Below are 20282 nucleotides of genomic sequence, written 5' to 3' on the forward strand. Positions count from 1 at the left end.
GCCCCTCACTCGTCGGAGCGGGCGGGTCCTCCCCAGTGGAACAGGGTCATGGCCACGCTGGTGGCCAGGTTGTAGCTGGACACCTGAGGCCGCATGGGGAGGGCCACCAGCCTGGTGGCCTGCTTCCGCAGCTCCGGCGAGATCCCATGCCGCTCGGACCCGAAGGCAAGCAGCGCGTCATCGGGGATGACCACGGACCGGATGTCCTCCCCTTCCGGGTCCAGGACATACAGCGGACCCTCCGGAAGAGCGTCGGCCGGCAGCCGCTCGACCGCGGTGGCGTAGTGCAGCCCCGCGCCCGAGCGCACGGCGTTGGGATGCCAGGGATCGATGTCGCCGGTGGTCACCACCCCCGACGCCCCGAACCCGGCGGCGAGCCGCACCACGGCCCCGACGTTCCCGAGGTTGCGGGGGTTGTCCAGCACGACGACCGGGGCCGGGCGCGGCCGCCGCGACAGCTCGTCCAGGTTCTCCCTGCGGCCGCGACGGACCGCCAGAGCGGCGACCCGGGTGGGATGAACCCTGGGCACGAGATCGGACAGGGTCGCCGCCTCCACCTCCACCAGGAGATCCCTGACCACCTCGGTGAGGTCATCGGCCAGGCCGGCGGCGAGTTCCACGGCGGCGGCCTTGTCGCTGGTGACCGCGACCCGCACGTCCGCCCCGAAACGCAGCGCGTGCTTCAGCGCGTGGAAGCCGTCGAGCAGCACGGTCTCAGGAGCGGTCGCGCGCCACCGCCGTACGGCCTGGGCGGCCTCGTCCTCGATCATGTCCTCAGCCTACGGGGGCACCGGCCGGGGACTCCTCCTCGCTCTCCCGCTCCCGCCGGCCCGGCAGCCGGACGGCGCGCGCCACCGCCCGGGCCCGGGCCCGGCCCACCCGCGCACCGGCCCAGAGCAGGAAGTTCGTCGGCAGGAACACCGAGTCGGCCGCGATCGCGGCGAGCGAGAAGAAGGGCAGCCCCAGCATCACGGCGATGCCGAGGTGCTCCAGCATCAGCAGGACGAGCATCACGTTCTTCACCCGCCGGTTCAGCAGGGTGAAGGGAAAGGCGACCTGCATGATGACCGTGGCGTAGGTCAGCACCATGACCAGCGTGCCGCTGGCGGCCATGGCCGAGGCGAGGCCGGGCCAGGGCGAGAAGTAGTCCAGGTGCAGCGGGTAGTAGAGCGCGGTGCCGTCCTGCCAGCGCGAGCCCTGGATCTTGTACCAGCCGGCCGAGGCGTAGAGCAGACAGACCTCGGCCATGATCACCAGCAGTGCGCCGTTGTGCGCGAGATGGCCGAGCACCTCCATGACGGTGCGCGGCTCCCCCGGTGCGTAGCGCCGTACGAGCCACCAGCCGGCGTGCACGAGCCACAGCCCCCACAGGATCGTCGCCCAGCCCAGTCCGGGGAGGAGGCCATCGGCCGTCCAGGAGAGCCGGGCGCCGGTGAACAGCTGCGCCCACAGCAGTGCGGAGCCGGTGACGGCCCACAGCGCGATCCCGGCCGTATCGCGCGACGGCCGCTCCTGGCCGGCCAGGCTCTCCCACTCCGCGCGGGCCGCGTGGCGCGCCGCCCGGCGGGCGTCCAGGGACCACACCTGCCCGCACCGGGTGAGCACCAGATAGAGCGCCATCAGATGGACGAGGTTGTCGCCGCCGTCCCCCACGAAGATGCTGCGGTTCTGCAGGGACAGCACCCCGAGCATGAACAGCACCGACATGGTGCGGGTGCGCCAGCCGAGCAGAAGCAGCGCGCTCGAGACGAGGGCGAGGGTGTAGACGATCTCGAACCATACGGCGCCGTCCGACCACATGAGCGCGCTGAAGGCGTGATTGCCGTCGATCAGCCGGTCGGCCATGTCCCAGTTCCAGGGGCCGTCGGGGCCGTACAGCTCCCGGCGGTGGGGCCATTCGCGCACCAGGAAGAGCAGCCAGGTGAAGGAGAAGCCGATGCGCACGACGGCGCTCTGGTGGAGGCCGAGCGCGGAGCCGGTGACGCGGGCGTGGCCACGGGCAACGGCGGTCTGAAGGCGGGCGAAGAGAGTCACCGCCGCTCCGCCTCCGGCAGGTCGTCGGGGGTCACCGTCCACCACGGCAGATTCCGGTACACCGTCTTGGTGTCGGTCTTCTCCGTGCTCCAGGGCGGCGCGGCCAGCGGTGTGGTCGCGGACCGAACCTGTATTCGTTCCACGGTCCCGCCGTCCTCCTCGCGGCCGAAGCGGAGCATCACGATCCGGCGGATGTACCGCTCGGAGAGGGTGCCGCGCATGCCGTTGGGCCGCTCCTGTGGGTCATGCGAACTGAGGTAGAACTCCCAGGCGCGGCGCAGTTCGTTCTGCTGGGTGTGGCTGGGCAGCAGATTGTGGTGGATGGCCGCCCCGTCCTGCGCGGAGAGGTTTCGCCAGCCGGTGGTCGCGGTGCCGCCCTCGGGGGTGCGGATCTCGGCGCGTGCCTGTACGGCGATGTTCTGCTGGAGCGGATTGGGGGCGAAGAGCTTCCAGTTCCGCTCGAACTCGGGATAGACGTAGTCATCTATCGCGGCGCCGTGCCGCTCGCTGAGGGTGTTGGGCGGCGCGACGTTCAAAAAGGCCATCGCGAGGTGTAGGGCCGCCGCGACCCCGACGGCGGCGATCGCCACCCCGACGATCAGCTGTGACGGCAGCGAGAGCGCGGCGACCCGTCCCGCCGCCTCGCCGTCCGGCTCCGTCTGCGCCATTCCCCGCCCCGCTCCCGATGGTCCCGGTCTTCGCGCACGCCGGACGGCTGCGCGCCCCCGCGGCCCTACGCCCCGGAACGGTACCCATGGGAACCGCCCGGCACAGCGTCCTCAGCGTTATCCACAGGCTTGACACCCTACGTGCCCCCAGCACACCATTGGACCGAACGATCGGTCGGTCGGTCGACTGGCCGGTCGGTGGCGACGGAGGCGAAGGGGCTTCGCATGACGACCATGGCGGCGGAGGCGGGGGCATACGAGGCGGAGTTCGACGCCACCCTGGCCGCGGACGAGCGCATCGAGCCGCGCGACTGGATGCCCGATGACTACCGGGCGTCACTGATCCGGCAGATGGCCCAGCACGCCCACTCCGAGATCATCGGCATGCAGCCGGAGGCCAACTGGATCACCCGCGCCCCCTCGCTGCGCCGCAAGGCGATCCTGATGGCGAAGGTGCAGGACGAGGCGGGTCACGGCCTGTATCTCTACAGCGCGGCCGAGACCCTGGGCACCAGCCGGGACGAGCTGCTCGACAAGCTCCACTCGGGCCGCCAGAAGTACTCTTCGATCTTCAACTACCCCACGCTGACCTGGGCCGACGTCGGCGCCATCGGCTGGCTGGTGGACGGCGCCGCGATCACCAACCAGGTCCCGCTCTGCCGCTGCTCCTACGGTCCTTACGCCCGGGCGATGATCAGGATCTGCAAGGAGGAGTCCTTCCACCAGCGCCAGGGGTATGAGCTGCTGCTGGCCCTGAGCCAGGGCACCGAGGCACAGCACGCCATGGCGCAGGACGCGGTGGACCGCTGGTGGTGGCCGTCGCTCATGATGTTCGGCCCGCCGGACGAGGCGTCGGCCCACTCCGCACGGTCGATGGCCTGGAAGATCAAGCGCCATTCGAACGACGAGCTGCGCCAGCGCTTCGTCGACATCTGTGTCCCGCAGGCCGAGTCGCTCGGCCTCACCCTCCCCGACCCCGAGCTGCGGTGGAACGAGGAGCGGGGCCATTACGACTTCGGCCCGATCGACTGGGAGGAGTTCCAGGAGGTGCTGCGGGGCAACGGGCCGTGCAACGCCGAGCGGATGTCCCAGCGGCGCCGGGCCCATGAGGAAGGCGCCTGGGTGCGCGAAGCCGCCGCCGCGTTCGCGGCCAAGCACGGGAAGGCACAGGCATGAGCGACAGGCCGAGCGGTGAGTGGCCGCTGTGGGAGGTGTTCGTGCGCAGCAAGCGCGGGCTGTCGCACACCCACGCCGGATCCCTGCACGCGCCGGATGCCGAAATGGCCCTGCGCAGCGCCCGCGATCTGTACACCCGGCGCTCGGAAGGGGTGTCGATCTGGGTGATGCCGTCCGCGGAGATCACCGCCTCCTCGCCGGACGAGAAGGCCCCGTTCTTCGATCCGGCCGCCGACAAGCCCTATCGCCATCCCACCTTCTACGAGATCCCGGAAGGGGTGCGGCATCTGTGACCGCGGCCCTCGCCCTCGGCGACGACGCTCTGGTGCTCTCCCACCGGCTGGGGGAGTGGGCCGGCCACGGCCCCGTGCTGGAGGAGGAGGTCGCGCTCGCCAATATCGCCCTCGACCTGCTCGGCCAGGCCCGGGTACTGCTCTCCCTCGTCGGCGACGAGGACGAGCTGGCGTATCTGCGTGAGGAGCGGGCGTTTCGCAACGTCCAGCTCGTCGAGCGGCCCAACGGCGACTTCGCCCACACCATCGCCCGCCAGCTCTACTTCTCCACCTACCAGGAGCTGCTGTACGAGGAGTTGGCGCGAGGCACCGGCCCCTTCGCCCCGCTCGCCGCCAAGGCGGTCAAGGAGGTGGCCTACCACCGCGACCACGCCGAGCACTGGACACTGCGGCTCGGCGACGGCACGGCCGAGAGCCATGAGCGGATGCGGCGCGGGCTGGACGCTCTGTGGCGGTTCACCGGCGAGCTGTTCGAACCGGTCAAGGGGTGCGAGGTGGAGTGGGACGCACTGCGTACACAGTGGCTGGACCGTGTCGCCTCCGTCCTGGGCCGCGCCACCCTGGCTCTGCCCGAGGGGCCGCAGCGAAGCTCCTGGGCGGCCGGCGCCGGGCGCCAGGGCATCCACACCGAGCCGTTCGGCCCGATGCTCGCGCAGATGCAGCATCTGCGCCGCAGCCACCCGGGGGCGACATGGTGACGCCCACGCCCCGTGCCCCCAGCGCAACGCCGCTCGAAGAGGAGCTGCGGCGGCTGGCCGGATCCGTCCCCGACCCCGAGCTGCCGATGGTGTCCCTGGCCGAGCTGGGCGTGGTGCGCGAGCTGCGGATCCTGGCGCCGGGCCGGGTCGAGGTCGAGCTGACCCCCACCTACACCGGCTGTCCCGCGCTGGAGTCGATGGCCGCCGATATCGAGGCGGTGCTGCATGAGCGGGGCATCCCCGAGGTGGCGGTCCGCACCGTTCTCTCCCCGCCGTGGACCACGGACGCGATCAGCGCCGAGGGCCGCCGCAAGCTCGCGGAGGCCGGCATAGCGCCGCCCTCGCCGGGCCGCGCGTCGGCGGGCGGCCCGGTCCCCGTCGCCCTCACGGTGCGCTGCCCGCACTGCGGCTCGACGGAGACCACCTTGCTGAGCCGCTTCTCCTCCACCGCCTGCAAGGCGCTGCGCCGCTGTGAGGCGTGCCGCGAACCGTTCGACCACTTCAAGGAGTTGTGATGGCCGCGGAAGCGGTGGTGCGGGCCACGCCCCGTCATGGCGCGTTCCACCCGCTGCGGGTGGCGGCGGTCGACCGGCTGACCGATGACGCGGTGGCCGTCACCCTGCGGGTGCCGCCCGAGCTGCGCGAGACCTTCCGTTTCGCCCCGGGGCAGCACATCGCGGTGCGGCGGTTCACCAACGGCGCCGAGATCCGACGTACGTATTCGATCTGCACACCGGACCCGGGCGCCGAGGGCCCGGAGTTCCTGCGGGTCGGGGTGCGGCTGGTGGAGGGCGGCGCGTTCTCCACGTACGCCCTCAAAGAGCTGGCGGTCGGCGAGGTCGTGGAGGTGATGGCCCCGGCCGGCCGGTTCGTCCTCGACCCCAGGCCCGGCCACTTCGCGGCGGTCGTCGGCGGCAGTGGCATCACCCCCGTGCTGTCCATCGCCACGACGCTGCTGGAGCAGCAACCCGGGGCCCGCTTCTGTCTGATCCGCAGCGACCGCACCGCCGCCTCGACGATGTTCCTGGAGGAGGTCGCCGACCTCAAGGACCGCTGGCCCGACCGGTTCCAGCTGGTGACCGCTCTCTCCCGGGAGGAGCAGCAGACCGGGCTGGTGTCCGGGCGGCTCGACGAGGAGCGGCTGACCGGGCTGCTGCCCGCCCTGCTGCCGGTGCGCTCGGTGGACGGCTGGTTCCTGTGCGGGCCCTATGGGCTGGTGCGCTCCGCCGAGCGGGCGCTGCGTGGTCTCGGCGTCGCCCGCGGCCGCATCCATCAGGAGATCTTCCATGTGCAGACGGGCTCCGGGGAGGACGTCTCCCCCACACCGGCACCGGCCGCCGCCGCGTCGCACAGCTCGGTGACCGCGACCCTGGACGGGCGGTCGGGCACCTGGCCGGTGCGGGACGGGGAGCCGCTGCTGGAGACCGTGCTGCGCAATCGCGCGGACGCCCCGTATGCCTGCAAGGGCGGGGTGTGCGGGACCTGCCGGGCGTTCCTGGTCTCCGGCGAGGTGCGGATGGACCGTAACTTCGCGCTGGAGCCGGACGAGGTGGAGGCGGGCTATGTGCTGGCCTGTCAGTCCCATCCGGTCGGCGAGCGGGTGGAGTTGGACTTCGACCGCTGAAGGCCGGGCCGTTCCGGGCGTTCCCTTCTTGTAGAACCTGTTCCATCTTGACCGGCCGTCGGACACAGCCGCGGCGCGGGAGGAAGAGCAGTGCACTTCACCTTCACGAGGGAGCAGCAGGCGGCCGTCGAGGCGGCGAAGGCCGTCTTCTCCTCCGTCGCCCCGGACGGCGTGCCCAGCCCCGCGATGACCCCCGCTCGCCACCTTCCAGGCGGTCGCCGTCCAGGCCGCCGACCGCTATATCGATCCACGGGCGATGGAGGCCACGCTCTGGCAGGCCGCCTGGCGGCTGACCGTGGAGGGCACACGGCCGGCGGCGAGCGGCGCGCTTCCCGCCGCCGGGGATGTCGCCGTCGCCAAGATCTGGGCCGCCGAGGGCGTACGCCGCGTCGTCCAGACCGCACAGCCTCTGCACGGCGGCTTCGGCGCGGTCACCGACTGTCCGCTGCACCGCTGTCACGCCTGGGCCAAGCAGCTGGAGCTCTCGCTGGGGCCCGCCGCCGCCCACGAGGAGTCCCTGGGCGAGCTTCTCGCCGCCCATCCCCTCGGCTGACCGCCATCCGCTCGGCTGACGCGGACAGGCTCCCTCAGAGCACGAAGGCCCCTTCGGCGGTGTCGTCGGGGCCGGCCACCATCGGGCGGCCCGCCGCGTCCCAAGCGATCATCCCGCCGTCCACATTCACCGCGTCCAGGCCCTGGGCGACCAGATACTGGGTCACCTGCGCGGACCGCCCGCCGACCCGGCACACCACATGCACCCGCCGCTCACCGACCGCCTCGGTCAGCTCGGCGTACCGGGCGACGACCTGCCCCATGGGGATGTGCAGCGCGTCCTCGGCATGCCCGGCCGCCCACTCGTCGTCCTCCCGGACGTCCAGCAGAAAGCCGTCGGCCGGCACCGCCGCGGCCTCCACCTGGGGAAGCTGGGCAAAACGCATCACACACACCTCTCACGCGACATCAAGTCAGAGAAAACCTACTACCGCGCGAGCTCCGCCAGCCGGGCCTCCTTCTCGGCTGCCTGGGCCAGCAGCTGCTCGGCGATCTCGTCCAGCAGCCGGTCCGGGTCCTCGGGGGCCATTTTGATCATGGCGCCGATCGCGCTCGACTCCAGCTCGGCGGCGACCGCGGCCAGCATCTCCTTGCGCTCGGCCAGCCACTCCAGCCGGGCGTACAGCTCCTCGCTGCGGCTCGCCCGCCGCTCCGGCGGCGGCGGACCGGCCGCCCACTCCTCGGCCAGCGCCCGCAGCGTCTCCACGTCCCCGGCCGCGTAGGCGGCATTGACCCGCACGATGAACGCACCGCGCCGCTCCCGCTCTGACTCCTCCTCGGCCAGGTCCGGATGGGCCTTACGGGCCAGCTCCCGGTAGATCCGGCGGGCCTCCTCGCTCGGCCGCACCCGCGGCGGCGGCTGCACCGGCCGCTCGGTGAGCATGGCCGCCGCTTCCGGGGACAGGCCCTCCGAGTCGATCCAGCCGTTGAAGAGCTCTTCCACGCCCGGCATGGGCAGGACCAGCCCCCGCGCCTCACTGGCCTTCCGGATGTCCTCGGGGTCGCCGGTACGGGCCGCGACCGCCTCGGCGATCAGCGCGTCCAGCTCGTCGAGGCGCGAGTACATCGGCCCGAGCCGCTGATGGTGGAGCCGGGAGAAGTTCTCCACCTCCACCCGGAAGGTCTCCACCGCGATCTCGAACTCGATCAGCGCCTGCTCGGCCGCCCGCACCGCCCGCTCAAGACGCTCGGCGGCCCGCGCCTCCTCCTCGGACCGGGACTCCTCGGAGATCTCCTCGGACTCGGTCTCCTCGGGCCGGGCCTCCTGCGACCGGGCCTCCTCCCACCGGTCGTGCGACTCCGCCCGGGGCTCCGCCCCGGACGCCGACTGCTGTGCCTGCTGCTGCGCTTCCGGGTTCGTCACCCGCTCAGCCTACGTCCGGTGGCCGGCGGCGACGGAGCCCCGCACCCCCGGTGCGGCTCAGACCCCCGGCTCGGCCGCTATCCGCCCGGCACGCACCGCCGCGACCAGCTCGGAGTGGTCCGCCTCCGTACGGTCCGCGTAGGCCACCGCGAAGGCGGCCACGGCCTCGTCCAGCTCCTCGTTCTTACCGCAGTACCCGGCCAGCAGCCGCGGATCGGCGCTGTGCGCATGCGCCCGCGCAAGCAGCGCTCCGGTCATCCGGCCGTAGTCGTCCATCTGGTCGGCGGCCAGCGCCGCCGGGTCCACGCTCCCCTTGCGGTTGCGGAACTGCCGCACCTGGTACTGCCGCCCCCGCACCGTGGTCCAGCCCAGCAGGATGTCGCTGACCACCTGCATCCGCTTCTGCCCCAGCACCACCCGGCGCCCCTCGTGTGCGACCTCCGGCACCTTGAAACCGGCCTTCGCCGCATACGGCAGCAGGGCGGAGGGACGGGCCTCCTTGACCTGGAGCACCATCGGCTCGCCTCGGTGGTCGAGCAGCAGCACCACATACGAGCGGGTCCCCACGCTGCCCGTGCCGACCACCCGGAACGCCACGTCGTGCACCTCGTACCGGGCGAGCAGCGGCAGCCGGTCCTCGGGCAGCGTCCCCAGATACTCGCCGAGCGCCGAGGCCACCGCCGCCGCCTCGTCGTCCGGCACCCGGCGCAGCACCGGAGGGGCGTCCACGAAGCGCCGGGCCCCGGGCCGCGCGGAGGAGCCCTCGTCGCCGGGCACGGCCTCCGTGGCCCGGGCGGCGAACCGGGCGCTGGTGTTCCGCCGGGCCTTCTCGGAGACCCGCTCCAGCGTCCCGGCCAGATCCTTCGCGTCCGTGTGGGAGACCAGTTCCTCGTCCGCGATCGCGTTCCACGCGTCGGCCGCGGGGAGCTTGGACAGCAGCCGGACCGTGCGCCGGTAGGCACCGACCGCGTCATGGGCCGCCGCCCGGCAGGTGTCCTCGTCCGCCCCCGCCTCCCGGCCGGCCAGCACCAGCGAGGTGGCGAGCCGCTTCACATCCCACTCCCACGGACCGTGGATGGTCTCGTCGAAGTCGTTGAGATCGATGACCAGACCGCCGCGCGCGTCCCCGTAGAGACCGAAGTTGGCGGCGTGCGCATCACCGCACAACTGCGCGCCGATGCCGGTCACCGGTGTGGTCGCCAGGTCATGGGCCATCAGCCCGGCCGCCCCGCGCAGAAAGGAGAAGGGGGTGGCGGCCATCCGCCCGACCCGTATCGGCGTCAGCTCCGCCAACCGCCCGGCGTTCGACCGCTCGACCGCCGCCACCGCGTCCGGCCGGTCCGCGCCCGACGGCGGCCCGGCGTGCGCCGAGCGCGGCACCCGCTCGCGCAGCGCCTTGCCCTGCCGCCGAGGAGACGGCCCGTCATGCCACGAGGCGAAGCCGGGCACCGACGGCAGCCGCCGAGCCGCCCCGGCCGTAACCCCGTCGCTCACCTGGGACCCCTCGCCCGGCTCGCTGCCACCGCTTTGGCCGTCCGTCATCGCGCCCCCGCCTTCCTCACGCGTCGTCAGCGGCTTTGAACAGGGCCGACAAGCCCGAAACCGCCGACCACGCCATTGACTGAGCAGACCGTACCGCTCACCGGGAAAAGCCGTCAGAGCCTGTGGATAAGCTCTCCGTCTCTCCGGCGCTCCCCGCGCGCCTGCTCAGCGCCGGAACCGCTCCGGGCAGCCGCCGCCCTCCGGCAGATGGTCCTCAGCCCAGCGCGCCAGTTCCTTCAGCGCGGGCTCCAGCGCCCTCCCCGCGTCCGTCAGCCGGTAGGCGACCCGCAGCGGCGGCCCCGCGTCGACCTCCCGCACCACCAGCCCCGCCGCCGCCAGCTCGGTCAGCCGGTCCGACAGCATGCGCTCGCTGATGCCCGGGATGGCCCGCCGGAGCTCGGCGAAGTACGCCCCCTGCTCCGTCAGCACCGCCACGATCAGCCCGGTCCATCGCTTGCCGAACAACTCGAAGAACCGCGTCATCTTGCCGTCGACCTGCTTACACGCCTGCTCGCCGCGCTCCTCGTGCCCGCCACCGTCCGCCATGGAATACACACTACTGCCCTCTCGTTGGGGACTGTGAAAAAGTAAGCTACTGTGCCATCCATAGGTACGTAGGAATTTCTGGCTCCTTCCCGGAACCCTGATCACAACGGAGGCATCCCATGCCGACCCTTCTGCACATCGACACCGCGATCTTCCCCGGCGAAGCCTCCGCTTCCCGCTCCGTGGCCGCCAGCTTCCGCAAGGAATGGGAGGCCCAGCATCCGAACGGCACGGTGATCTACCGCGACCTGGCCGCCGAGCCCATTCCGCACCTGGACGGCCTCGCCGCGCACGCCGGATTCATCCCCGCCGACGCCCGCACCCCCGAGCAGCAGGCCGCCTTCGCCCTGAGGGAGACCCTGGCCGGCGAGCTGGAGCAGGCCGACGCCGTCCTCATCGGCGCCCCGATGTACAACTTCACGATCCCCTCCACCCTCAAGGCGTGGCTGGACCACGTGATCATCATGGGCCGCACCGCGGGCGCGGAGAAGACCACCACTTCGGGCACCCCGGCGGTCGTCGTCGCCAGCCGTGGCGGCGGTTACGGCCCCGGCACCCCGCGGGAGAGCTTCGAGTTCGTCACGACCTACCTGGAGAAGGCGCTGAACGGGGCGCTCGGCCTTGAGGTCGAGTTCGTTGTGCCAGAGCTCACGCTGGCCCGCACCAACCCGGCGATGGCCGACCTGATCGAGCTCTCCGACGCCTCCAAGGCCAAGGCCCACGAGGACGCCACCGCGAAGGCCAAGGCGCTCGCCGCCGGCTTCGCCGCCTGATCCGGACCGGCACACAGCCCCGCACCGGACCGGTGCCGGCACCGGCACCGGCACCGGCAGCAGGGGCTCCCGCAGCGGCCCCGGGCCTCCCCGCATGGGGAGGCCCTCTGCCGTCCCACCGTCGGACAAACGCGAAGCGGGCCTCTCCAGAGCGACTTTTGTCACTCCGGAGAGGCCCGCTCCGACTGGTGCGCGAGGGGGGAGTTGAACCCCCACGCCCTTTCGGGCACTGGAACCTGAATCCAGCGCGTCTGCCTATTCCGCCACCCGCGCATGGGTGCTGTCGTTTGACTGCTTGCCCCTCCGGTCTGATCCTCGGATCGGTCCGGTTCGTGTGGGGCGCCTTCCGACATCCAGAACACTAGCACGCTGCGGAGGATGGATTCACACCCGTATCCGATGCCTCCACCCCCGCCCGCCCGGAGTCGGTCACGGTTGCGGGACACTGTCGTCAGGGCACCTCTACGATCCCTGTGAGAGGTGACACTGCTCCACAGGGCCAGGAAGGGGAACCACCCGATTTCCCGACGCGTGGATACGATCAGTAAGCAGTACGAGGACGACACTGAGCACGACTAGGAAGGAGGTGCCCCGTGGGAGTACTGAAGCGCTTCGAGCAGCGTCTCGAGGGTCTCGTGAACGGCACCTTCGCCAAGGTGTTCAAGTCCGAGGTCCAGCCCGTCGAGATCGCGGGCGCGCTCCAGCGTGAGTGCGACAACAACGCAACGATCTGGAACCGCGACCGGACCGTCGTCCCCAACGACTTCATCGTCGAGCTGAGCACGGGCGACTACGAGCGGCTGGCCCCGTACTCCGGGCAGCTCGGCGACGAGCTGTCCGGCATGGTGCGCGACTACGCCAAGCAGCAGCGTTACACCTTCATGGGCTCCATCAAGGTCCATCTGGAGAAGGCCGAAGATCTCGACACCGGCCTCTACCGGGTGCGGAGCCGGACCCTGGCCTCCAGCGAGTCCCAGAGTCCGCAGCAGGCCCCGGGCCGCGGTGGCGCCGGCGCGCCCCAGCAGCGCCCCGGCGGCTACGGCTACCCCGCCCAGCCCTCGGGCGCGCCTCCGATGCCCCCAGCGCCTCCCGGCGCCCGTCCGGTGCCCCGCACCGGCGGGGCGGGAGTCGGCGTCGGCCCGCAGCCGCAGGGCCAGACCCGCCGCTGGATCGAGATCAACGGCACTCGCCACCAGATCTCCCGGCCCACGCTCGTCCTGGGCCGTTCCACCGACGCTGACGTGCGGATTGACGACCCCGGTGTCTCCCGCAGACACTGCGAGATCCGGGTCGGAACACCACCGACCATCCAGGACCTCGGGTCGACGAACGGCATCGTGGTGGACGGACAGCACACCACGCGCGCTACGCTCCGCGACGGCTCACGCATCGTCGTGGGCAACACCACCATCGTTTACCGGCAAGCCGAAGGGTGAAGCGGGGGCAATGTCAGAGCTGACCCTCACGGTCATGCGGTTGGGTTTCCTCGCCGTACTGTGGCTGTTCGTCATCGTGGCCGTTCAGGTCATCCGTAGCGACCTGTTCGGGACCCGCGTGACCCAGCGCGGTTCGGCGCGCCGCGGCGCCCCCGACCGGCCGCAGCCGCAGCGGCGGCAGCAGCAGCAGGCCGCACCGCCGCAGCAGCGCCAGCAGTCGGGCGGCCGCGGCCGCCGTGGGGCCCCCACCAAGCTGGTGGTCTCCGAAGGCACGCTGACCGGCACCACGGTCGCCCTGCAGGGGCAGACCATCTCTCTCGGCCGTGCGCACGATTCAACAATCGTGCTGGACGACGACTACGCCTCCAGCCGGCATGCCAGGATCTACCCGGACCGCGACGGCCAGTGGATCGTCGAGGACCTAGGGTCCACCAACGGCACCTACCTGGACCGGACCCGACTCACCACACCGACACCGATTCCGCTCGGCGCGCCGATCCGCATCGGCAAGACCGTCATCGAGCTGCGGAAGTAGTAGGACCATGACGACCGGAGGGTGGGCAGCGTGGTTGGCAAGGGGCTGTACCCGGAGCCGACGGGCGAGGTGCGCATGAGTCTGTCACTGCGTTTCGCGGCCGGATCGCACAAGGGCATGATCCGGGAGGGCAACGAGGACTCCGGTTACGCCGGCCCCCGGCTGCTCGCCATCGCCGACGGCATGGGTGGCCAGGCCGCCGGCGAGGTCGCCAGCTCCGAGGTGATCTCCACTCTCGTCCAGCTCGACGACGACGTCCCGGGGTCGGACATCCTGACCTCGCTGGGCAGCGCCGTGCAGCGCGCCAACGAGCAGCTGCGCGTCATGGTCGAGGAGGACCCCCAGCTGGAGGGCATGGGCACCACGCTCACCGCCCTGTTGTGGACCGGCCGACGGCTCGGTCTCGTGCACGTCGGCGACTCGCGCGCGTATCTGCTGCGTGACGGTGTGCTCACCCAGATCACCCAGGACCACACGTGGGTCCAGCGCCTCGTCGACGAGGGCCGGATCACCGAGGAGGAGGCGGGCACCCACCCGCAGCGCTCCCTGCTGATGCGCGCCCTGGGCAGCGGCGACCATGTCGAGCCCGATCTGTCCATCCGTGAGGTCCGGGCCGGGGACCGCTATCTGATCTGCTCGGACGGCCTGTCCGGCGTCGTCAGCCAGCAGACCCTGGAGGACACCCTCGCCAACTACCAGGGCCCGCACGAGACGGTGCAAGAGCTCATCCAGCTCGCGCTGCGCGGCGGCGGCCCCGACAACATCACCTGCATCGTCGCCGACGTCCTCGACGTCGACGGCGGCGACACCCTGGCCGGGCAGCTCAACGACACCCCCGTCATCGTGGGCGCGGTCGCCGAGAACCAGGTCCCCCTCGGGGACGGCGGCGCCGCGCACACCCCCGCGGGCCGCGCCGCCGAGCTCGGCCGCTCCGTACCGCAGCAGGGCGACCCACAGGGCGGCTTCGGTCCGCCCGGCAGTGGCGGTCCGGCCGTCGGCGGACCGCCCGAGGGAAGCTTCGGGGCGTATGCGGACGGGGACTTCAGCAAGAAGAGCGGTCGCAAGACATGGGCCAAGCGGTCGCTCTTCATGGTGCTGGGTCTCGCCGTGATCGGCGGCGGGCTGTACGGCGGCTACCGCTGGACGCAGACGCAGTACTACGTGGGCGCCAACGGCGATCATGTCGCGATCTACCAGGGCATCAGCCAGGATCTCGCCTGGATCAAGCTCAACAAGGTCCATGAGGACCACCGCGAGATCGAACTCAAGTACCTCCCGACCGACCAGCGCGGCCGGGTCGAGGACACCATCGCGGTCAGCGGGCTGGGCCAGGCCCAGGACAAGACCAAGGACCTCGCCACCCTGGCCAGCGCCTGCAGAAAGGCCGACGCGCAGCGGAAGGCCGAGGAGAGCCAGAAGGACCTCACCGGCGACAAGGGCCAGGCCGGCGGTGCGTCCGGCAAGGCCACCCCGAGCGCCGGCAAGACCCAGGGGAGCGGCGCCAAGCCCCCGACCGGCGAGAGCGAGACGGGAACGCGCGCCGCCGAGGCCACGTCCAAGCCCACGACGAAGCCGACGGCTTCTCCCACTCCAAAGCCCGGCCCCACGCTCTCGGAGGATGAGAAGAAGTTGGTCCCGCAGTGCAGCAGCACCCAGCAGTGAAGCCGTAAGGGGCCGTCCACCCATGAGCAGTAGTACGACCAACACGACGACCATCAGCACGGCCGGTCCGCCGAGCAGGCGCAACACCGAGCTGGCCATGCTGGTCTTCGCGGTGATCATTCCGGTCTTCGCCTACGCCAACGCGGGTCTGGCGCTCAGCGACGAGATGCCGTCGGGCATGCTCAGCTACGGCATCGGGCTCGGACTGCTCGCCGGCGTCGGCCATCTCGTGGTGCGGAAGTTCGCGCCGTACGCCGATCCGCTGCTGCTGCCGATCGCCACGCTGCTCAACGGGCTGGGCCTCGTGCTGATCTGGCGCCTGGACCAGTCCCGGCGGCTGGCGCAGCGGGCGGAGAGCATCGGTCAGGTCTTCTCGCCCTCGGCGCCCAACCAGCTGATGTACTCGGCGATGGGCGTGGCCCTGTTCGTGGCCGTACTGATCTTCCTCAAGGACCACCGGATCCTTCAGCGCTACACCTATGTCTCGATGATCGGGGCACTGATCCTGCTGATCCTGCCGGTGTTCTTCCCGCCGGTCTTCGGCGCCCGGATCTGGGTCAGGATCGGGAGCTTCTCCATTCAGCCCGGCGAGTTCGCCAAGATCATCATCGCGGTGTTCTTCTCCGGCTATCTCATGGTGAAGAGAGACGCACTGGCGCTCGCAAGCCGCCGCTTCATGGGCCTGTACCTGCCCCGCGGCCGTGACCTCGGACCGATCCTCGTGGTGTGGGCGATGAGTATCCTCATCCTCGTCTTCGAGACCGACCTGGGCACCTCGCTGCTGTTCTTCGGCCTGTTCGTCGTGATGCTGTACGTCGCCACCGAGCGCACCAGCTGGATCGTCTTCGGTCTGCTGATGTCGGCGGTCGGTGCCGTGGGTGTGGCCACCTTCGAGCCGCATGTCCAGCAGCGCGTGGACGCCTGGCTCGACCCCTTCGCGGCCTTCAAGACCGGCGGCAGCGACCAGATCGCCCAGGCCCTGATGTCCTTCGGCTCCGGCGGCGTCTTCGGCACCGGCCTCGGCCAGGGCAACTCCGACCTCATCGGCTTCGCCGCCAACTCCGACTTCATCCTGGCCACCGTCGGCGAGGAACTGGGGCTGGCGGGCACCATGGCGTTCCTGCTGCTGTACGGCCTGATCGTGGAGCGCGGCGTGCGCACCGCCCTCGCCGCCCGCGACCCGTTCGGCAAGCTGCTCGCGATCGGCCTGTCGGCCGCCTTCGCCATCCAGGTCTTCGTGGTCGCCGGCGGTGTGATGGGTCTCATTCCGCTGACCGGTATGACGATGCCGTTCCTCGCCTACGGCGGCTCGTCGGTGCTCGCCAACTGGGCGCTGGTCGCCGTCCTCATCAAGATCAGCGACACTGCCCGCCGGCCGGCCCCGACGCCCGCTCCGTCCACAGACGCCGAGATGACTCAGGTGGTCCGCCCGTGAACAAGCCGCTGCGCCGAATCGCGATCTTCTGCGGCCTCCTCGTCCTCGCCCTGCTGATCCGGGACAACTGGATCCAGTACGTCCAGGCGGACGAGCTCAAGAACAACAAGAACAACCGCCGCGTGCTGATCGCCCGTTACAGCCAGCCGCGCGGCAACATCATCGTCGACGGCCGGCCGATCACCGGTTCCGTCGAGACCAACGGGACCGACTTCAAGTACAAGCGCACGTACAAGAACGGTCCGATGTGGGCGCCGGTCACCGGCTACGCCTCCCAGGTCTTCGACGCCAACCAGATCGAGAAGCTCGAAGACGGCATCCTGACGGGCAACGACGACCGTCTCTTCTTCAACCGGACGATCGACATGATCACCGGCAAGGAGCAGAAGGGCGGCGACGTCATCACCACCCTGAACGGCAAGGCCCAGGAGGCCGCCTACAAGGGGCTCGGTGACAACAAGGGCGCCGTCGCCGCCCTCGACCCGCGCACCGGCAAGATCCTCGCGCTGGCCTCCACCCCGAGCTACGACCCCTCGAAGGTCGCGGGCGGTTCGAAGAGCGACGAGAAGGCATGGAAGGCGCTGCAGCCGCAGAACAACGAGGACGACCCGATGCTCAACCGGGCGCTGCGGCAGACCTATCCGCCCGGCTCCACCTTCAAGGTGGTCACCGCCGCGGCCGCGCTGGAGAACGGCAAGTACACGGACGTCGACGCGCCCACTGAGTCGCCGCTGCCCTGGAGACTGCCGCTGTCCACCAAGAACCTGGAGAACGAGGGGAACATCCCCTGCGAGAACGCCTCGCTCCGGCAGGCGCTCCGCTACTCCTGCAACACGGTCTTCGGCAAGCTCGGCGACGACCTCGGCAGGAAGAAGATGCTGGAGGAGGCCAAGAAGTTCGGCTTCAACGACGAGGTCCTCACGCCGGTCCGCACCAACGCGAGTTTCTACCCCGAGGACATGGACCGGCCGTCCAACGCGATGTCCTCCATCGGTCAGTTCGACACCCGCGCCACCCCGCTGCAGATGGCCATGGTCGCCGCCGCGGTCGCCAATGACGGCAAGCTGATGAAGCCGTACATGATCGACTCGCTGCGCGCTCCCAATCTGAACACGATCGAGCAGAACGAGCCCGAGCAGATGAGCCAGCCGCTCAGCCCGGACAACGCCCGCAAGCTCCAGGACATCATGGAGACCGTGGTCAAGGAGGGCACCGGAACCAACGCCCAGATCCCGGGCGTCACGGTCGGTGGCAAGACGGGTACCGCCCAGCATGGCGTCGCCAACAGCAAGAACCCGTACGCGTGGTTCTTGTCCTACGCCAAGGACGACGACGGCTCCCCCGTCGCCGTCGCGGTCGTCATCGAGAGCTCCAACACCCTCCGCGACGACATCGCCGGCGGCAAGCTGGCCGCACCGGTCGCCAAGAGTGTGATGAAGGCGGTACTCGACAGCCAGGGCGACAAGTGACGCCGGTCACGCCCCGATACCAATCCCGCACGTCGCCGTACCGGTCCGGTATCAAGTAACGGCTGAGGCCGGGTCCCGTAAGTCGTGCCGGGTACGGTATGCGCGAGCAGCACTTCGCCGGCCCCCACAGGTGCGGCCGGGAACCACGGAAGAGGGCTGGAGTAGCTATGGAAGAGCCGCGTCGCCTCGGCGGCCGGTATGAGCTGGGCTCAGTGCTCGGCCGCGGTGGCATGGCGGAGGTCTACCTCGCGCACGACACCCGCCTCGGCCGTACTGTCGCTGTGAAGACGCTCCGGGTGGACCTCGCCCGCGATCCGTCCTTCCAGGCCCGGTTCCGCCGAGAGGCCCAGTCGGCCGCCTCGCTCAACCATCCCGCGATCGTCGCGGTCTACGACACCGGCGAGGACTACGTCGACGGTGTCTCGATCCCGTACATCGTGATGGAGTACGTCGACGGTTCCACACTGCGTGAGCTGCTTCACTCGGGCAGAAAGCTGCTCCCCGAGCGCTCGCTGGAGATGACCGTCGGGATCCTCCAGGCCCTGGAGTACTCGCACCGGAACAACATCGTCCACCGGGACATCAAGCCGGCGAACGTCATGCTCACGCGGACCGGCCAGGTCAAGGTGATGGACTTTGGCATCGCCCGGGCCATGGGCGATGCCGGTATGACCATGACGCAGACGGCCGCCGTGATCGGCACCGCCCAGTACCTCTCCCCCGAGCAGGCCAAGGGCGAGACCGTCGACGCGCGCAGCGACCTCTACTCCACCGGCTGTCTGCTCTACGAGCTGCTGACCGTGCGGCCGCCCTTCGTCGGCGACTCCCCGGTGGCCGTGGCCTACCAGCACGTGCGGGAGGAGCCGCAGCCGCCGAGCACGTACGACCCCGAGATCACCCCGGAGATGGACGCCATCGTCCTGCGGGCCCTGGTCAAGGATCCGGACTACCGCTACCAGTCGGCCGACGAGATGCGCGCCGACATCGAGGCGGCCCTGGAGGGCCAGCCGGTCGCCGCCACCGCCGCGCTGGGCGCGGTCGGCTACGGCTCCGACGACCAGGCCACCACGATGCTGCGGTCGCACGACTCCGGCGGCGCCGCGCCGACCTCGATGCTGCCGCCACTGCGCGAGGACGACGGCGGCTTCGGATACGACGAGCGGCCGGACCGCGGACGCGGGCGCGGCGTGCCCCCCGCGCGGAAGGGCAAGCTCTCCACGATCCTGCTGATCCTCGCCGGGATACTGGTGCTGGTCGGCGCGATCTTCATCGGCAAGTCGCTGTTCAGCGGCGGCAAGAACGACGGCATGGTCCCGGTGCCCAATCTCGTCGGCAAGTCCTTCCCGGACGCCTCGGGCCAGGGGGAGAACGGCGACTTCAAGGTCAAGAAGGTCGGTTCCAAGTTCTGCGAGGACGCGGCGAAGAACACCGTCTGCGAGCAGAACCCCACGGGCGGCGGCGAGATCAAGCGGTTCGGGACGGTCGAGCTGACCATGTCCAAGGGCCCCAAGCCCGCGGCGAGGGTCGAGGTCCCTGACGTCCTGAACGTCCAGTTCGCATCCGCCAAGGCGCAGCTCGAGGCCAAGGGCTTCAAGGTCACCAGGGAGACGGAGGAGTCCGACCAGACCCCCAACAAGGTCATCCGCCAGGACCCGGAGGGCGGCAAGAAGGTCGCCAAGGGCTCCACGATCACCCTGACCGTCGCCCAGGCCCAGACAAAGGTCCTCGTCCCGGACGTGACCACGCAGAAGCTCGATGCCGCCAAGGCGGCCCTCCAGGCGAAGGGCCTTCAGGTCCAGACGCAGGAGGAGGAGAACGGCGACGTCGAGGCGGGCACGGTCATCAAGCAGGACCCCGAGGGCGGCCAGGAGGTCGCGCCCAACTCGACGGTCACCCTGACCGTCGCCAAGGCCCCGGCCCAGCAGGAGAACGTCCCGGTGCCCAACCTGGGCGGCCAGAAGCTCAAGGACGCCAAGAAGCAGCTCCAGGACCTGGGCCTCAACGTGGGCAACATCGCCGGCCCGCAGGATGACAACGCCACGGTGGTCGCCAGCCAGCCGGGCGCGGGCACCCAGGTGCCCAAGGGCCAGTCCGTGAACCTCATCACGGTCCAGGGCCAGGACAACGGCGGAGGCAATAACGGCGGCGGGGACAACGGCGGCATCTTCGGCGGCCTCGGCTGATCCATCGCCGGCCCCACCGGGGCCGCACCACGCACGGGGAAGCCCCCGGCGCCCGCGAGAAACGGGTGCCGGGGGCTTCCCCGTACCTTTCCGACCCAGCCTGCCTAAGCCTCGATCCACCGACGTGGTTTCGAAGTGCTCTCTGGGCGGGTTCTGGGCTGTCGGCTGGGGTGCGGGCATGGGGTATCCACTGGTCTTCCCAGTTTTTCCACGATTTCAGCTCCGGTCGGGCCCTGGCGGGCGGGGGCAGGGACGTCAGGCCAGTTCAGGCGGGCGGTGGACGGTGTCGAACA

Annotated in this window: 19 protein-coding genes, 1 tRNA gene and 1 pseudogene; 13 read left to right on the top strand and 8 right to left on the bottom strand. The window is 70.5% G+C overall.

The genetic code is table 11. From position 1 onward, the window contains the following. Nucleotides 1–5: 5 nt before the first annotated feature. From ABZU99_RS23750 to ABZU99_RS23760, 3 genes are read right to left on the bottom strand one after another with little or no spacing between them, the layout of a single operon-like run. Entirely contained in the window at nt 6–770 is a 765-nt protein-coding gene (locus ABZU99_RS23750) for a TrmH family RNA methyltransferase (RefSeq protein ID WP_356046009.1), read from the bottom strand. Nucleotides 771–774: 4 nt separating this feature from the next. Continuing rightward, the gene (locus ABZU99_RS23755) at nt 775–2034 is read right to left on the bottom strand and encodes an HTTM domain-containing protein (RefSeq protein ID WP_356046011.1); all 1260 of its coding nucleotides are present in this window, start codon (nt 2032–2034) and stop codon (nt 775–777) included. Then, nucleotides 2031–2702: a DUF5819 family protein gene (locus tag ABZU99_RS23760; RefSeq protein ID WP_355942692.1), complete on the bottom strand. Its 672-nt coding sequence runs from the start codon at nt 2700–2702 to the stop codon at nt 2031–2033. The genes ABZU99_RS23755 and ABZU99_RS23760 overlap by 4 nt, the downstream gene beginning before the upstream one ends. A 225-nt stretch (nt 2703–2927) precedes the next feature. Between ABZU99_RS23760 and paaA the strand changes: the two genes are divergently transcribed. The 6 genes and pseudogenes from paaA to ABZU99_RS23790 form a co-directional block, all read left to right on the top strand. After that, nucleotides 2928–3878 (top strand): 1,2-phenylacetyl-CoA epoxidase subunit PaaA, encoded by a 951-nt coding sequence (gene paaA / locus ABZU99_RS23765; RefSeq protein WP_356046013.1) that lies wholly within the window; start codon nt 2928–2930, stop codon nt 3876–3878. Then, entirely contained in the window at nt 3875–4171 is a 297-nt protein-coding gene (gene paaB / locus ABZU99_RS23770) for a 1,2-phenylacetyl-CoA epoxidase subunit PaaB (protein ID WP_355942698.1), read from the top strand. The genes paaA and paaB overlap by 4 nt, the downstream gene beginning before the upstream one ends. Next, nucleotides 4168–4869, top strand: a complete 702-nt coding sequence (paaC, locus tag ABZU99_RS23775) for a 1,2-phenylacetyl-CoA epoxidase subunit PaaC (RefSeq protein ID WP_355942701.1) — start codon at nt 4168–4170, stop codon at nt 4867–4869. Before paaB ends, paaC begins: the two co-directional genes overlap by 4 nt. Beyond that, nucleotides 4863–5384 carry a 1,2-phenylacetyl-CoA epoxidase subunit PaaD gene (gene paaD, locus ABZU99_RS23780; protein ID WP_356046016.1) on the top strand — a complete coding sequence of 174 codons (522 nt, stop codon included), beginning with the start codon at nt 4863–4865 and terminating at the stop codon, nt 5382–5384. Before paaC ends, paaD begins: the two co-directional genes overlap by 7 nt. Beyond that, a complete protein-coding gene (locus ABZU99_RS23785) occupies nt 5384–6493 on the top strand; it encodes a 2Fe-2S iron-sulfur cluster-binding protein (protein WP_356046018.1) in 1110 nt (369 codons plus the stop codon). The genes paaD and ABZU99_RS23785 overlap by 1 nt, the downstream gene beginning before the upstream one ends. Before the next feature lie 193 nt (nt 6494–6686). Then, a pseudogene (locus ABZU99_RS23790) lies at nt 6687–7046 on the top strand (acyl-CoA dehydrogenase family protein); the annotation flags it as partial. Nucleotides 7047–7080: 34 nt separating this feature from the next. On the opposite strand, the gene ABZU99_RS23795 reads toward ABZU99_RS23790, so the two are convergent. The 4 genes from ABZU99_RS23795 to ABZU99_RS23810 form a co-directional block, all read right to left on the bottom strand. Further along, complete coding sequence (locus tag ABZU99_RS23795) at nt 7081–7431, bottom strand: rhodanese-like domain-containing protein (protein WP_356046020.1); 351 nt, start codon at nt 7429–7431, stop codon at nt 7081–7083. A 41-nt stretch (nt 7432–7472) separates the two neighbouring features. Further along, on the bottom strand, nt 7473–8276 hold the full coding sequence (locus ABZU99_RS23800) for a hypothetical protein (protein WP_356046045.1): 804 nt from the start codon (nt 8274–8276) through the stop codon (nt 7473–7475). 189 nt (nt 8277–8465) lie between these two features. Beyond that, nucleotides 8466–9950 (bottom strand): DUF2252 domain-containing protein, encoded by a 1485-nt coding sequence (locus tag ABZU99_RS23805; RefSeq protein ID WP_356046022.1) that lies wholly within the window; start codon nt 9948–9950, stop codon nt 8466–8468. Nucleotides 9951–10115: 165 nt separating this feature from the next. After that, nucleotides 10116–10496 (bottom strand): helix-turn-helix domain-containing protein, encoded by a 381-nt coding sequence (locus ABZU99_RS23810; RefSeq protein WP_355942716.1) that lies wholly within the window; start codon nt 10494–10496, stop codon nt 10116–10118. A gap of 119 nt (nt 10497–10615) precedes the next feature. On the opposite strand from ABZU99_RS23810, the gene ABZU99_RS23815 reads away from it, so the two are divergent. Further along, the gene (locus ABZU99_RS23815; protein WP_355942719.1) at nt 10616–11269 is read left to right on the top strand and encodes an NAD(P)H-dependent oxidoreductase; all 654 of its coding nucleotides are present in this window, start codon (nt 10616–10618) and stop codon (nt 11267–11269) included. A 186-nt stretch (nt 11270–11455) separates the two neighbouring features. Here ABZU99_RS23815 and ABZU99_RS23820 read toward each other — a convergent pair. Next, nucleotides 11456–11542: transfer RNA gene (locus tag ABZU99_RS23820), tRNA-Leu, on the bottom strand. 320 nt (nt 11543–11862) lie between these two features. On the opposite strand from ABZU99_RS23820, the gene ABZU99_RS23825 reads away from it, so the two are divergent. From ABZU99_RS23825 to pknB, 6 genes are all read left to right on the top strand, one after another. Next, nucleotides 11863–12705, top strand: coding sequence for a DUF3662 and FHA domain-containing protein (locus ABZU99_RS23825; protein WP_355942722.1), 843 nt, complete (start codon nt 11863–11865; stop codon nt 12703–12705). Between the two features lie 10 nt (nt 12706–12715). After that, nucleotides 12716–13240: an FHA domain-containing protein gene (locus ABZU99_RS23830; RefSeq protein ID WP_356046025.1), complete on the top strand. Its 525-nt coding sequence runs from the start codon at nt 12716–12718 to the stop codon at nt 13238–13240. Nucleotides 13241–13315: 75 nt separating this feature from the next. Further along, nucleotides 13316–14902: a protein phosphatase 2C domain-containing protein gene (locus ABZU99_RS23835; protein WP_356046047.1), complete on the top strand. Its 1587-nt coding sequence runs from the start codon at nt 13316–13318 to the stop codon at nt 14900–14902. A 22-nt stretch (nt 14903–14924) separates the two neighbouring features. Beyond that, nucleotides 14925–16337, top strand: coding sequence for an FtsW/RodA/SpoVE family cell cycle protein (locus ABZU99_RS23840; protein ID WP_355942731.1), 1413 nt, complete (start codon nt 14925–14927; stop codon nt 16335–16337). Further along, the gene (locus ABZU99_RS23845) at nt 16334–17806 is read left to right on the top strand and encodes a penicillin-binding protein 2 (RefSeq protein WP_356046027.1); all 1473 of its coding nucleotides are present in this window, start codon (nt 16334–16336) and stop codon (nt 17804–17806) included. Before ABZU99_RS23840 ends, ABZU99_RS23845 begins: the two co-directional genes overlap by 4 nt. Before the next feature lie 167 nt (nt 17807–17973). Next, nucleotides 17974–19989 (top strand): Stk1 family PASTA domain-containing Ser/Thr kinase, encoded by a 2016-nt coding sequence (pknB, locus tag ABZU99_RS23850; protein WP_355942737.1) that lies wholly within the window; start codon nt 17974–17976, stop codon nt 19987–19989. Nucleotides 19990–20282: the final 293 nt, after the last annotated feature.

It is taken from the genome of Streptomyces sp. NPDC005266 (genome assembly GCF_040607655.1).
Lineage (GTDB): Bacteria > Actinomycetota > Actinomycetes > Streptomycetales > Streptomycetaceae > Streptomyces.